Below are 14,168 nucleotides of genomic sequence, written 5' to 3' on the forward strand. Positions count from 1 at the left end.
GGCATGATCGCTTGCCGACAGTCCCTGCATGCATGCGCCACACGGGCGTTCAGTTGCCGCCGATGGCAATATGATCACCGGCAGATCGCTTCGACATGAGGCCACCCCATGCGCGCGTTTCAGGGAGTCCTGGCAGTCTGCCTGGCATCGGCCGCGAATGCCGCGGCCGCACAAGGCGCGGCACCGGCCGCGGACGATGCGGTCGATGCCGTTCCGATCGGACGTGATGCAGGTGCGCAGCAAGGCGCTTTCCGCGACCGGGAGGACGGCCGTTTCGACATGTCGTCATGGCTGCTGGAGCACCACGGATTCCTGCCGGTTCCGATCGTGGTCAGCGACCCCGCCCTGGGCTACGGCGGTGGGGTGGCGCTGGCCTTCTTCCACCGGCCGAAGGGCGCCCCCGCCACACGCACCGGGACGGACGGGAAGCCTCGGATGATCACCCCGGACATCATGGGCGTCATGGCCATGAAAACGGAGAACGGCAGCCAGGCCTACGGCGCCGGCGCCAACCTGCATTTCCGCGAAGACGACTGGCGCTACAAGGGCGGGCTGGCCAGAACCGATCTCAACATTGACTTCTACACCAGCGGACGCGTGCTTCCCCAGCAGAAGGTCGCGGTGAACCTGGAGGGGCTGATGTCCTTCCAGCAGGTCTCGCGCAGGCTCGGCGACCGCGACATGTTCCTGTCCGCGCAATGGATCTACATGGATGTCGATCCCCGGCTGGAGAACGCGGCCGACCGGCCGCTGTTCACCGACCTCGATTTCGAACAAGTGTCGTCCGGCCTGGGCCTGGCCTTGGAATACGACAGCCGCGACAACCCCTTCACTCCTTCGCGCGGCTACCTTTTCCAGGTCCAGGGCAACGCCTACCTGCCGGCGATCGGAAGCGACGTGGAGTTCCAGAGCTACCGGTTGCATGGCTATGGCTTCTGGCCGCTGGGTGGGCATCTGGTGCTTGGCGGCCGGGCCGACGTGCGTCGCGTCGATGGCGACGTCCCCTTCTACCGCCTGCCCTACATCGACCTGCGCGGCGTGCCTTCGGCGCGCTACCAGGACGACACGGCCGGGGTGCTCGAAACGGAACTGCGCTGGAACCTGACCACGCGCTGGGCCGGGATCGGCTTCCTCGGCGCCGGCCGCGCCTGGGGCGAGCGCGCCGGCTTCGGCGACGCACCGACCGCGGTCAGCAAGGGCTTTGGCGCGCGCTACCTGGTCGCGCGCCAGCTGGGAATGTACGTGGGCGTGGACTATGCGTGGGGGCCGGAAGACCAGAAGACCGTCATCATCCAGATGGGTAGCGCCTGGCGCTGACGAGCCTGGCGGCCGGTGCGTCCGGCGTGAACTGATCATCACGAAACTGACTAAGCGATTCCTGCCATTTCTTGCAGGATGCGGGTGGTGGCCTGTACCGAAAGATCGGTCAATGCAAACTCAGGGACGTCGGCGTGGTCGATGGGAGAGGACCCATGGGTGCCACGCAACCGGACGACGCATGAGTTGTGAGGGCTGGCGCTCCGGCTGCGCAACGAGCAACCAGCGTCCGTCCCGGCCCCCGGTTCCAAGCAAGGATGAGCGCCCCATGTCCATGCATGCTCCGAGGCCACAACTGCACAGGATGATGCGGGGCCTGGCCGCGGCGCTGCTGCTGGCCACGTTGCCCGCTTTCGCCCAGCCCGCACCGGCGCCACCGGCGCAGGTGCAGCCCGAAGCCGGCACGGCGCCCGCGCAGAAGCACGACGGCGTCGTCCGTTTCTACAACCGCGAGATCCTGACGCTGCGCAGCGAGTTCCTCGGCCGCCCGCCCGAGCTGCGCGCGGCGGCGGCCGAAGCCAACATCCAGCGCATCGTCGACCGGCCCGGCATGCCCGAAGTGGGGTTCAGGAAGAGCGACCAGGGCACGCTGCTGCTGCTGGGCAGCGAACTGGTCACCCTGATCACTCCCGGGGATCTGGACGCCCTGCACGAACAGACCATGGAGCAGGCCCAGGCCGAGGCAGCCCGGCGCCTGGAGGAAGCGGTCAGGACCGCCAGGCACGACCGGCTTCCGGGCAACCTGACGCGCGGGATCCTGTGGTCGCTGGCTTCGACCGCCATGGCGGTCCTGGCGATCATGGGCCTGGTATGGCTGGGCGGGCGTTCGCGCGAGCGGCTGAAGCGGTGGATGGCTCGCCATGCCCAGCCAAACGAACCGCTCCAGCACGTCATGCTGGGCCTGCGGGTATTCGGGGACTGGGTGTTCCGGCTGTTGGTCGCGATCCTGGTCCTGCTGGTACTGGAGGAATGGCTGCGATTTGTCCTGGGCCGATTCGGATTCACCCGCCCCTGGTCGGAAGCGATGACGGCATGGATCGTCGGCCGCCTGGCCGCGTGGTCCACGGCCATCGCCTCGGCCATTCCCGGCCTGGTCACGGCGGTCGTGATCTTCCTGCTGGCACGGCTGGTCGCGCGTACCGTCACCCTGACCTTCAAGGGAATACAGAGCGGCCGCTTCCAGTTGTTCGGCATCGACCGGGAACTGGCCGAGCCGACCCGCAAGCTGGTCATCGTCGTGGTCTGGCTGTTCGCGCTGGCCATGGCCTACCCCTACCTGCCCGGCTCGGATACGGACGCCTTCAAGGGGCTCAGCGTGCTGGTGGGCCTGATGGTGTCGCTGGGCGCCTCCGGCATCGTCGGCCAGGCGGCCGGCGGCTTCACCATCGTCTATTCGCGGACGATGAAGGCCGGCGACTACGTGCGCAGCGGGGACATCGAAGGCGTGGTCCAGCAGATCGGCCTGTTCACCACCCGGCTGAGGACGCTCACTGGCGTGGAAGTGAGCATTCCGAACAACGTCGTCCTGGGCGGACAGCTGCACAACTATTCGCGGCATCCGGAAGGACCCGGCATGTGGCTGGAAACCGGCGTCACGATCGGCTACGACGCGCCTTGGCGCCAGGTGCAGCGGATGCTGCTGGAAGCAGCCGCGAGGACGGACGGGATCCTGACCGAGCCCAAGCCATTCGTGCTGCAGACCGCATTGTCCGACTTCTATGTCGAATACCTGCTGCGCGCCAGGATCCCGGACCCGCTGCGTCGCCCGCTGCTGCTCACCCAGCTGCATGCGAACATCCAGGACGTCTTCAACAGCGAAGGCGTGCAGATCATGTCGCCACACTACGTTGCCGACCCGGACCAGCCCAAGCTGGTCCCGCCCCAGCATTGGGAGCGCCTGCCTGGACCGGGCGAAACCTCCACCGGCGGCAATGCGGGCGATGCCACCTGAGCGCTGGAGGAAGCAACCAATGAGGCCTGGCCGTCCTGCACATCACGTCCATCAGCGCCAACGTGTCTGGCTGCGGCGCCGGCGGCGTTCCTGTCACCGGACAGCACGCCTGGCAAGAGGATTCCAGCAAGCGCACCGCGCATCTTGCGCCAGCGCATGCGTGCGACCACGGAAACGCCGTCGCCACGCGATCCAAGCTGGACCATGCGCCCACGGTGAGTACCGGCCGTGGCCAATCCCGATGCAACTCTTATGCCGCCTTCACATCAGGAGAAATGCAGATGCATAGCCAGTCCCGCGACTTCCACGCACAGCGCCCGGCGCATGTTCCAGTGACCGCGGTGCCGCCCCTGCCTGATGTCGACCCCAACGACAACGAACGGGCCTCCACCCAGTACTCCCACTACCGTACCGGGTTGTCCAACCACCGCACGGGATTGTCCGAGCACCGCACCTCACTCTCGGAATACCGGACCGACCTGTCCATGCACCGGACCGACCTGTCGGAGAACCGTACCGATATGTCGATGCGGAGGACGGGCATGTCCTTCCAGCGCACCCGGCTCAGCGCCGAGCGCACCACGATGTCGGTGATCCGCACGGCGCTGTCGCTGATCGGGTTCGGATTCACCATCTTCCAGTTCTTCGGCCACCTGCAGACCTCGCAGATGATCAGCTCCACCAGCCATGCGCCGCGCAACTTCGGCACGGCGCTGGTGGCGATGGGCCTGATACTGCTGACGATGGGGATCGTCTATCACCTGCGCATGATGCTGGAGCTGCGCGGGCAGCGCACCAGCATGCGCGAGCAGGGATTGGTGCATGCCGAAAGCGGATTCCCGGTGTCCATGGCGTTGGTGACCGCGGTAATGCTGTGGGCGCTCGGCGTGCTCGCGATCGCCAGCATGGTCTTTGGCGTCGGCACGCTGGGGTGATGGCCCCGGGCCGGCAGGCCGTCGCGGCCGCGGGCGATGCCGCGCCCGCCTTGTGGTCACGGGCGTGGCCGGGCCAACCGCCACCCGTTCCGCGGCAAGGGCGAATCCGGCAGCCGGCCAATGGCGGCGCAATGTGCGGCCGCCAGGCTGGACGCCGGCATTCGCACCGCCTCGCGCCAGCGCCAGTCCGCGGGCGCGATGGGCCTGCCCCTGTCCTTCATTCCCGCTGCAGGCGCACCTTCAGCCCGTCCGCGGTGTTGCGCACCACGATCAGATCGAAATCCGGCGTGCTTCCGCGCACCTTCACCAGCACGTCCTCGCCGTCGTCCACCTCGACGTGGTAGACGTCCTTGCCGAAGGTGTTGCGCAGCGTGTCGCGCACGAGCCTGGCCGCGCTGTTCTCGCTGGTCCCCCGCGGTATCGTCACGACCACACTGCTCGGGGCTCCGCCCTCGGGGACGACCGACAGCTCGATCTCGCCGTCGACCTTGGCGCGCCCGTCCATTTCCACGCGCCACTTGTTTGAGGGTTTGGCCAGCGCCCCGAACGAAAAAGCCAGCGCAAGAATGGAAAGCGCGAGGATCCTCCATGCGGCACTGCGCATGAAACCGGTATCTGTACCCATCATTTGTCTCCTGGTCCAATGCCGGAAACGGGGATGCCGCGACGTCCCGGCGCACGCCACGACAACTGCTCAGAAGCGGAAGCCATATCCCAGCAACGGGCCGCTCAGGTTGAGGTCGACGTCCAGGTTGCTGTTGCCGAATTGCCCGTCGAGGTAGCGGTAGCCGAACAGCCACGACCCATGGGCGGTGCGGTAGCTCGCCATCAACGATGTACTCCATGTGCCCTTGGTGTCGCCCAGCGAACCATCCCCCCGCAACGCCAGCCCCCACCTTTCCGAGGGCTGCCACGCGTAGCGGGCCCCCAGCAGCAGGTCGACGTAGCTCTTCCCGAGGTCGATCGTACGCGTCTGGAATGACGGATTGTCGGGGACGAACCGGGTGGTGAGGTCCAGGTCGATGTAGCGGACGCCGGCAAAGACGTCCAGCCCGGCCTCGCGCTGTCCCCCGAGGCGCACGGAGAAGGCGGCGTCGAGCAACCGCGCGTCCAGGTCGGTGCGCGTGGAGAGAAAGCGCTTCTGCTTCTCCTGGGCCAGGCCGAGGTAGATGAAATCCGCGAACACGCCGAAGTTGTCGTTTCGGCCCTCGATCCGCCCCATGAAAACGCCGTCCAGCTTCTTGACGATGTCGGAGAACGAGGTTTCGTTGTCCGCCTCCGTCGGCGGGTCGATCGTGCGCATGTCCGTGCCGATACTGGCGGCCCAGGCATACGGCTCGATCATCCAGTCCCAGCCGCTCTCCTGTGCGCCAACGGGAGTAGCCGCGCACAGCAACACTAGCGCCGCAGACATCGTGCATCGCGTCGGGATGGTTCGTTCCATGGCGACTCCCAGGGGAACAGTAGCGTCATCGGCGGGCATCGGCCCACCAGGCGATCGCCCCGGTGTCCGCTCCCGCGGCACCGGGGCGCTACCGCCCTCAGTTGTTGCTGGTGCCTGCCGCCTCCAGCTTGGCCATCGCCTTTTCAAGCACCTTGTGCACGCTCAGTGAGTCGGCGCCTTGGCGCGGCGGATAGCTCTGGAAGCTCTTGATGTGCGCGGCGATGAACGGCGAGCCCGCGTGCGGCGCCCACATCTTGTGGGCGAAGAACTTGCGCCCGATGTAGCCGAACTCGTGCGATTCCGGATCCATCTTCTCCATCGGGTCCATCAGCAGGTTGAACAGGTAGGGAACGTTCGGATAGGTCTTGTCGTTCCACCAGATCCCGTCCTTCTTGATGCCGATGTGCATCTTCCAGGCGTCCACTCGCACCGCCATCAGGTCGGTCTCGTCGTAGTAGAAGAACTCGCGACGCGCGGACTTGTCCGACTTGCCGGTCCAGTGGTCAAGGTTGTTGTAGCCGTCCAGGTGGACCTTGTAGGTCACCCCGTTCATCTTGTGGCCCTTGAGCAGGTCCTCCTTGATGGTCGTGGCGCCGGCTGCAGCGGCCAGGGTCACGAACAGGTCCTCGTGGCTCTGGATGCCGTTGGAAGAGCTTCGCGGCTCTATCTGGCCCGGCCACTTCACCAGGCACGGGACGCGCAGCCCTCCTTCCCATGTGGTGCCCTTCTCGCCGCGGAACGGCGCGTAGCCGCCATCCGGCCACAGCATCAGTTCGTTGCCGTTGTCGGTGGTGTAGACGACGATGGTGTTGTCGTCCACGCCCAGTTCCTCGAGCTTGCCCAGCAGCACGCCGATCTGCTCGTCGTGCTCGATCATCTTCGCGCGCACCAAGTCCTGTTCGGCACGGCCCTCGTCGACCGCCTTCTGGATGTACTCCTTCGGCGAGTGCGACCAGATGTGGATGGCGGTGGTGTTGAACCAGACGAAGAACGGCTTGTCGCCCTTGCCCACGCGCTCCAGGTAGTCCAGGGTCTTGTCCAGAACCTCGCCGTCGAAGGTCTGCATGCGCTCACGGGTGAGCATGCCGGTGTTCTCGATCTTCTGCTTGCCGACGCGGCCGAACACCGGATCCTCGGTCGGGTCGTCCTTGTCCGTGGCCCAGGCGTGCAGCACGCCGCGCGGCCCGTACTTCTTGGTGTACTCGGGATTCTTCTGGCCCGGGTAGTCCAGTTGCTCGGGCTCCTCTTCGGCATTGAGGTGGTAGAGGTTGCCGAACCACTCGTCGAATCCGTGCACCGTGGGCAGGAATTCGTTGCGGTCGCCCAGGTGATTCTTGCCGAACTGGCCGGTGGCGTAGCCCTGCGCCTTGAGCACTTCGGCCAGGGTCGGGTCCTCCTTCTGCAGGCCCAGCGTCGAGCCGGGGATGCCAATGGTGGTCATGCCGGTGCGGATAGGGACCTGGCCGGTGATGAAGGCGGCGCGGCCGGCGGTGCAGCTGGCCTGGCCATAGTGGTCGGTGAACAGCATGCCTTCCTCGGCGATGCTGTCGATGTTGGGAGTGCGGCCCATCATGCCGTGGGTGTAGGCGCCCACGTTCCAGTAGCCGATATCGTCGCCGAAGATGACCAGGATGTTCGGCTTCTTTCCGGAACCAGCCGTCTTGCCCGACGCTTCCTTTTTGTTGGTGGTCGCTTTCGTTGCCATGGTGCGATTCTCCTTGCCTATGTTCCCTGGCAAGAGCCAGTTGCGACTTGCCAGGGTGTGATTGAATAGATCCGTTCTTGCGAACTCAGTTGTAGGGACCGATTTGCAGCATCATGCTGGCGAAAGCCACCACGCCGAGGACGAGCAGAAGGATGGCGGTGATAAGCGTCATCGAAGGCGGGAACGGACTTTCTCCATGCAGCAGTTCATCTCCGGTCATCGAACTCCGCTGGCGCCTGAGCGCGTACATGAACCACAGGTGGTAAACGATTCCGATCAACAGCATCAGCACACCGAGCACCACCAGCGTGATTCCGAAGTTGCGTCCCGATGCGGCGTGCTCGATGACCTCGTTCTCCTTGAGGCGTTCGAACACCTGGTGGATGGTGAAACCGAAGCTGATCAGCGAAAGCGAGGTCCTGATCACGGACATCAGGGTGCGCTCGGCGGCCAGACGGGTGCGCTGGAACGCCATGCCGGTGCGTCGCGATGCCAGCTCGGTGGATGGACTATCCAAGGGAGAGATTGCGGTGTTTTGGTCGATCATGGTTCTCGCTCGGCAGGTGGACTAACGCGACTGACGCCGCTTGGCGATCCGCGCGAACGGACCACGAAGCAGCAGATAGGGCACGAAGGCCAGCACGATGGCGACGACGACCGCTTCCAGCGGATAGAAGCTCTTGAAGACGATTATCTGGTAGATGAGATCCATCGCCAGGCCGATGATCAGGATCTTCGATGTCGCCTTGACGCCCTCGTGCAGGCGGCCCCGCCGTTGATCCGGATCGGTGAGGACCGTCCAGAAGTACGGCGAGCGTCCGGTGGCCGCATCCTTCTTGCCGTCGTGCCAGGCGGCGATCGCCGCCATGGCCGGCTGCAGGAAGAAGCGGAACGACATGGGCCCGCCGGGCCGGGCTGTGAGATCCGACCAGAACCTGTCCCAGACGCCCTGAGCCAGCGCCGTGGCCGGGATGCAGACGAGCAACAGCGCGACCATGATCACGACCACATGAGTTCTTGCAGACGGTGCCTTCATGCCAGGCTCCTTTGTACTGGGCGACGAGCGCGGACTCCGGTGGCAGACCCATGCAAGCGCACGGGCCCGCCACCCTCCGGAAGCCGCCGTCAATCCACGGCGAAGGCCGCCGCCGCCAGCTTCTCCAGGTCCAGGTATTGGGCCTTCTCCACGGTGACGCCGACGAACTTGATCTCACCGCCTATGAACTCGCCGGGCGTCGTGTAGTCCTCGCTCACCGCGTCGCCGCTGTCGCGGCCGATGCACAGACCGTCGCCGGACAAGGTGAACTTGCCCAGTTGGGTCTTCATCTCGCCCTCGGCCTCGACTTTGTCGTTCACGTACAACTTCGTCTTGCCCAGCGATTCACCGTGGGGGCCCGCCGCCTCGCGGGTAAACTCCATGCCGACGGAGTACTTGCCCGGCTTGAGCTGCGTCTTCGACACGAATTTCTGCTCGGGCTTGATGCCGAGGAAGTTGTAGACATAGTGCAGCTTCCCGTCCTTGACGAACAGGCTGTGCCCGCCGAAGCGCGAACCGTGGGCGAAGATCACGCCTGAGCAGTCCGCGTCCTCGACCTCGATGTCGGCCAGAATCTTGTACGAGCGGCCGCGCACGTTGACCGCCACACCCTCCGGAACCGGCGAGGTGCCCGGGTAATAGATGTAGCGCTCGCGCGGCGGCTCTTCGGTCGGGCGCTCCACGCCCAGCAGTTCAGCCGCGCTGCGGTCGTCCAGCGGCAGCACCTTGTTCGTCTCTGCTTCCTCGAACCAGCGCTTGATCAGCGCCTCGAGCTTGTCCGGATGCTCCGTGGCAAGATTCCTCGACTCGGAACGGTCGTTGTCGACGTGGTACAACTCCCATTCGTCCTTGTCGAAATGTCCCTTGCCGGTGAGCGGAGCATGCAAGGCGGCGGCCTTCCAGCCGTCCTCCCACATGCCGCGGGTACCGAGCATGGCGTAGTACTGGTGCTTCTTCTGCGTGGGCGCATCCGGCTTGGCATCGAACGAATACTTCATCGAAACGCCCGACAGCGGGTACTGATCCACGCCTCGGTAAACCTTGGGCATCTCCAGCCCCACCGCCTCGAGGATGGTCGGCACGATGTCCACCGAATGGTGGTACTGGTTGCGTACCTCGCCCTTTGCCTTGATGCCCTTGGGCCAGTGGACGACCATCGGGCAGGCGGTGCCTCCGGCATACTCCGAGTAGCGCTTGAACATCTTGTAGGGCGTGGAGAACGCCACCGCCCAGCCGGTCGGATAATGGTTGTAGGTTTCCGGCCCGCCCAGCACGTCCAGGTACTTCAGGTTCTCGGACAACTCGTCCGGATAGTTGTTGAAGAACTTGTTCTCGTTGACAGAACCGGATGGGCTGCCTTCGCCGGAGGCACCATTGTCGGCGCAGTAGAAGATCAACGTGTTCTCCAGCTGGCCGCTCTGCTCCAGATAATCGACCAGCCGGCCGACCTGCACGTCCGTGTACTCGGAGAAGCCGGCATAGACCTCGGCCATGCGCGCGAATAGCTTCTTCTCGTCGGCATTGAGAGAATCCCACGGCCGTACCGCGTCGGCGGGGTTGGCCACGTCTTCGGGCAACGGATTGATCGGCGGCAGCTTGGTGTCGGCCGGCAACATGCCCTTCCCGATCATCCGCTTCATCACCCACTCGCGATAGGCTTCGTAGCCATCGTCGAACTTGCCCTTGTACTTGTCGATGTACTCCTTGGGCGCGTGGTGCGGGGCATGGTTGGCGCCCGGACACAGCCACATGAACCAGGGCTTGGATGGATTGGACGCCTTCTGGTCTCTGATCATCTGCAGGGCCTGGTCGACCAGGTCCCTGGACAGGTGGTAGCCGTCTTCCGGCCCGTAGGGCTGGTCGATGAACTTGTTGTCCTCGACCAGGTCCGGATACCACTGGTTGGTCTCGCCGCCGATGAAGCCGTAGTAGCGGTCGAAGCCCTTCTGCACCGGCCATTCCGAACGGTTGCCGCCGGCGCAGATGTCCTGCTCGGGCACGTTGTGCTGCTTGCCCAGCCAGAAGGTGCTGAAACCGTTCTCCTGCAGGACCTGGCCGATGGTCGCGCACTCCTCGGGGGTGCGTCCGCTCCAACCCGGGAAACCTTGCGCGCCCTCGGTGATGCAGGACATGCCGTTGAGGTGGTGGTTTCGGCCGGTCAGGAAGGTCGAACGCGTCGGCGAGCACAGCGCCGTGGTGTGCCATTGCGTGTAGATGAGACCGTTGTCCGCCAGCTTCTGCAGGGTCGGCATGTGGATGCGGCCGCCGTAGGGCTCCCATGCGGCCTGGCCGGTGTCGTCGTAGAGGACGATCAGGATGTTCGGCGCCCCTTCCGGGGCCTTGGGGGGGGTGTACGGACCCCAGTCCGGCGTGGAGTCGCGCACGTCGAGCTTGATGACGCCCTTGAATTCTTTCTTTGCCATGACCTGTTTGCTCCTGATTGTTCTTCCTGGGGTTTCTGACTGAGGTTCCTTCCTACTCGGGTATCTGGGCGGGGGAATCGGCCAATGCGGGGACGACCCGACGCACGCAGCGGAAACCGACGTGGCTGGTCGAGGTGTCTTCGGGTTCGGCGTGGCGCGCCGCGGGACGGTAGCGGCGGCAGTAGTTGGGCGCGCACAGGTGCGAGCCGCCCTTGAGCACGCGACGCGGGATCCTGACCGCCGGCTGCCCGGGATCGAAACTGCCCGCCGCCGTGCCTGTCCGCGGATTGACGGGTATGCAACAGGACTTGCCGGCCGGCTGCGGATGGCGTTCTGTCCAGTAGTCGCTGGTCCATTCCCAGACGTTGCCGATCATGTCGACCAGGCCGTACCCGTTCGGCGGGAAGGTCCCGACGGGCGACGTGCGCAGGTAGCCGTCCGCCAGCAGGTTCTCCACCGGGAAGCGGCCCTGCCAGGTATTGGCCATGTGCCGTCCGACCGGCACGAATTCGTCGCCCCAGGCGTACTCGGCCGCGTCGAGCCCGCCGCGTGCCGCGAACTCCCATTCCGCTTCGGTAGGCAACGACTTGCCGGCCCACTGCGCATAGGCGCAGGCATCCGCATAGGCGACATGGACCACGGGATGATCGAGCAACCCGTCGATGGAGCTGAAGCTGCCCAACGGATGCCGCCAGTCCGCGCCGAACTCGTAGCTCCACCACTGGTATGCATTGTCCAGGCCCGCCACGGAAGCGGGCGGCGAGAACACCAGCGATCCGGGCTGCAGCATGTGCGGCAACGCGCCGGGATAGGCGGAAGGATCGGGATACTTTTCCGCGACGGTCACATGCCCGGTCGCCGTGACGAACGCCAGGAACTGGCGGTTTGTGACCGGGCCACGGTCGATGAGGAAGCCATCCACCGTCACCCGGTGGGCGGGCGCCTCTTCCTGGTAGTGGCGGTCGGACCCCATCAGGAAGGTACCGCCGGAAATCAAGACCATCCCGTCGGCACGGTCCGCGGACGGAGCGGGCGCTGCGACCTGAGCGACTGGGAAACCTATCTCTGCCACTGGCGCGTACCGGTGGTTGCCCGAGAAGACGGGGGATCGGACTGACTGGCAAGTTCCAGACTAGCGGCCAACCGTCACATCACCACCCGCGAATCGGAACAGGCTGGCCGGATAGCGCAAAACAGCGATGAAGCCGCATTTCACCGCCCTATAACTTCATCGCGGCTACTTCGGATACAGCAATGTGAAAACGAATCGCAGGCCCCAGTCTGGACCGCCATCGGGTGCGTCGAGGTAGTAGCGTGCCCCGCCGTAGTAGCTCACCAGCTGGCCGCCGATCTTCGACACCTTGCTGTAGCCGACATTGACCGGAACCGTCCACTGCTCGCCCTCCCAGTTGTACGAGGACTCGAAGTTGACGGTGACCGTGCGCCCCTGCCCCAGGCCCCTGGACAGGAATGGCTGCATGAAGGTGGAGTTGACGTCGTCGCGGTCACTGTCGCCGGAGAACGACCAGATGTGGTTCACCAGCGCGCCGTAGGTCCAGCCGCCCTCGGTCTGCCTGAGCACCACCGCGGTGGGCCCGGCGCCCCACTTGCCGGTGCCGAGCAGGTCGTCACTGGCCGTCGGCAGCATCAATGCCGGCCCCACTCCCCAGATCCAGCCGCCCGCGGTCGGCTTCTTCGGCGAGAAGAACAGGCTCTGGGTGACGTCGCCGGTGCCGAACTGACTGCCCGCGCCCGGGAACAGGTCCTCCTGGTAGACCAGCGGCACGATCGTGCGCGAGATGAGGTTCCAGTCCTCGCCGATGGAGATCGGAACCACCGGCTGCACGTTGAGGAAGGTTCTGCTGCCGCCGCTCTCCCAATCGTCGTAGTTGAGCTGCATCGGCACGCTGATCAGGCTCGCGACCGGGTTGGACAACTGTTTGGCCAGCTCGTCCGCATCCTGGGCGGCCGCCGGGGAATTGAAGGCGAAAAGCAAGAGAATCCCTGCCGCCGGCCACCACCCACGCATGGGCTGTCGGCCGCACCAGCCCCGTGGCCGGGTCGCCCGTGGCCCTGAAGTCATTCCTGCTGCGTATGAAGTAGGAAGGTCCATTGCCGCTCAGTGACGGATGGGGGTCAAGGTGACCCTGATACGCCCCGCACCGACTCCGGGCCACCTAGATCATGCACTTGCTGGCTGAATCTCGCAGTCATCGGTTTTTTATGCGGCTTTAACGCTTTGCCGGACTATTCTTGCCTCCCATAGCAGAACCATCCCCCACAGGAGGCGACCCATGCGCTACATGCATCGGGTCCGGGGGGCATCAGCAGGACCATTTCCGACAGGCAAGTTGGAGTTGAATGGATGCTCTGCGAACCGTTGCTCGACAGCTACCCCGTCCTGCATACCCGGGATGCGGATGAACTGCATGACTGGCTGAACCGCACTTTCGCGGTGCGCAGGCTGGAATTCCCGGATGCGGGCGATCGTTTCGACTGCGTGGTGAATCATTGCCAGCTGTCCTCGATCGCGCTGACCTATGCCAGATACGGCGGGCAGATGAATGCGCAGCTGGCGCACAACGACTGCTACCTGCAGGGATTCCCGCTCACCGGCAGCGGCGAAGTGCAGTGGAACGAACACGTCGTGCCGGTCCGGCCGGACCTCGGCGGAATTGCGGGCGGTCCCAGCTCGGACGGCAGGTTCAAGTACAGCGGCGACTTCTCCAACCTGATCCTGAAGATCACGCCTGCCGCCCTGGCGCAACGGCTTTCGATCCTGCTGGACAGGCCGATCGACCCGCCACTGAAGCTCACCGGTCCTCCCAAGCCGGTGAACGTCGCCGCGTACGGGCGCCTGGTGAGATTCCTGGCGGACGAACTCGAACACCACAAGGACGGTCTTCCCGACCTGGTGGTCGCCGAGCTCGAGGACGCGATCATCGTCAACTTCCTGTTCGCGAACCGGCACAACTATTCGCACCTGATGGAGGGGGCCCCGCGCGCGGCGGCACCCTGGCAGGTGCGACGCGCGGTCGACTACATCGAGCAGCACTGGGACCAGTCGATCACCATCGAAGAACTGATCCGCATCACCGAGACCAGCGCGCGCAGCCTGTTCCTGCTGTTCAAGAAGACCCATGGCGTTTCGCCCATGGTCTACCTGAGCCAGGTCCGCCTGCGCCATGCGCGTGAACTGTTGAGCCGGCCCGCGCCCGGCACCAGCGTGACCAAGATCGGCTTCATGTGCGGCTTCAGCAATATGGGCAACTTCGCGATGAAGTACTACGGCGCGTTCGGCGAGAAACCCTCCGAGACGCTGAGGACCCATCGCAGGTAGGACACGTCATCGGGATC

General features: G+C 64.9%; 12 protein-coding genes. 4 read left to right on the forward strand and 8 right to left on the reverse strand.

Annotation, left to right across the window (positions count from 1 at the left end):
* Positions 1-108 precede the first annotated feature (108 nt).
* The 3 genes from WQ53_RS16565 (at position 109) to WQ53_RS16170 (ending at position 4,203) form a co-directional block, all read left to right on the forward strand.
* Entirely contained in the window at positions 109-1,317 is a 1,209-nt protein-coding gene (locus WQ53_RS16565) for a BamA/TamA family outer membrane protein (protein ID WP_052630271.1), read from the forward strand.
* A 268-nt stretch (positions 1,318-1,585) separates the two neighbouring features.
* The gene (locus tag WQ53_RS03000; protein WP_158497805.1) at positions 1,586-3,268 is read left to right on the forward strand and encodes a mechanosensitive ion channel family protein; all 1,683 of its coding nucleotides are present in this window, start codon (positions 1,586-1,588) and stop codon (positions 3,266-3,268) included.
* A gap of 281 nt (positions 3,269-3,549) precedes the next feature.
* Complete coding sequence (locus WQ53_RS16170; RefSeq protein ID WP_082113107.1) at positions 3,550-4,203, forward strand: YidH family protein; 654 nt, start codon at positions 3,550-3,552, stop codon at positions 4,201-4,203.
* A gap of 217 nt (positions 4,204-4,420) precedes the next feature.
* Here WQ53_RS16170 and WQ53_RS03010 read toward each other — a convergent pair whose 3' ends face one another.
* The 8 genes from WQ53_RS03010 to WQ53_RS03045 form a co-directional block, all read right to left on the reverse strand.
* Complete coding sequence (locus WQ53_RS03010) at positions 4,421-4,828, reverse strand: hypothetical protein (protein WP_144409206.1); 408 nt, start codon at positions 4,826-4,828, stop codon at positions 4,421-4,423.
* Between the two features lie 69 nt (positions 4,829-4,897).
* Positions 4,898-5,647 carry a hypothetical protein gene (locus WQ53_RS03015; protein ID WP_144409207.1) on the reverse strand — a complete coding sequence of 250 codons (750 nt, stop codon included), beginning with the start codon at positions 5,645-5,647 and terminating at the stop codon, positions 4,898-4,900.
* A 97-nt stretch (positions 5,648-5,744) separates the two neighbouring features.
* Complete coding sequence (locus WQ53_RS03020; protein ID WP_052630280.1) at positions 5,745-7,352, reverse strand: arylsulfatase; 1,608 nt, start codon at positions 7,350-7,352, stop codon at positions 5,745-5,747.
* Between the two features lie 85 nt (positions 7,353-7,437).
* Positions 7,438-7,899: a YidH family protein gene (locus WQ53_RS03025; RefSeq protein ID WP_201774023.1), complete on the reverse strand. Its 462-nt coding sequence runs from the start codon at positions 7,897-7,899 to the stop codon at positions 7,438-7,440.
* A 21-nt stretch (positions 7,900-7,920) separates the two neighbouring features.
* Positions 7,921-8,388 (reverse strand): hypothetical protein, encoded by a 468-nt coding sequence (locus WQ53_RS03030; RefSeq protein ID WP_236685898.1) that lies wholly within the window; start codon positions 8,386-8,388, stop codon positions 7,921-7,923.
* Positions 8,389-8,477: 89 nt separating this feature from the next.
* The gene (locus tag WQ53_RS03035; protein WP_052630284.1) at positions 8,478-10,811 is read right to left on the reverse strand and encodes an arylsulfatase; all 2,334 of its coding nucleotides are present in this window, start codon (positions 10,809-10,811) and stop codon (positions 8,478-8,480) included.
* A 52-nt stretch (positions 10,812-10,863) separates the two neighbouring features.
* Positions 10,864-11,814 (reverse strand): formylglycine-generating enzyme family protein, encoded by a 951-nt coding sequence (locus WQ53_RS03040; RefSeq protein ID WP_052630285.1) that lies wholly within the window; start codon positions 11,812-11,814, stop codon positions 10,864-10,866.
* Positions 11,815-12,048: 234 nt separating this feature from the next.
* On the reverse strand, positions 12,049-12,807 hold the full coding sequence (locus WQ53_RS03045) for a transporter (protein WP_201774024.1): 759 nt from the start codon (positions 12,805-12,807) through the stop codon (positions 12,049-12,051).
* A 369-nt stretch (positions 12,808-13,176) separates the two neighbouring features.
* Between WQ53_RS03045 and WQ53_RS03050 the strand changes: the two genes are divergently transcribed.
* On the forward strand, positions 13,177-14,151 hold the full coding sequence (locus tag WQ53_RS03050; protein ID WP_052630288.1) for an AraC family transcriptional regulator: 975 nt from the start codon (positions 13,177-13,179) through the stop codon (positions 14,149-14,151).
* Positions 14,152-14,168: the final 17 nt, after the last annotated feature.

It is taken from the genome of Pseudoxanthomonas suwonensis (genome assembly GCF_000972865.1).
GTDB classification, from domain to species: Bacteria; Pseudomonadota; Gammaproteobacteria; order Xanthomonadales; family Xanthomonadaceae; genus Pseudoxanthomonas; species Pseudoxanthomonas suwonensis_B.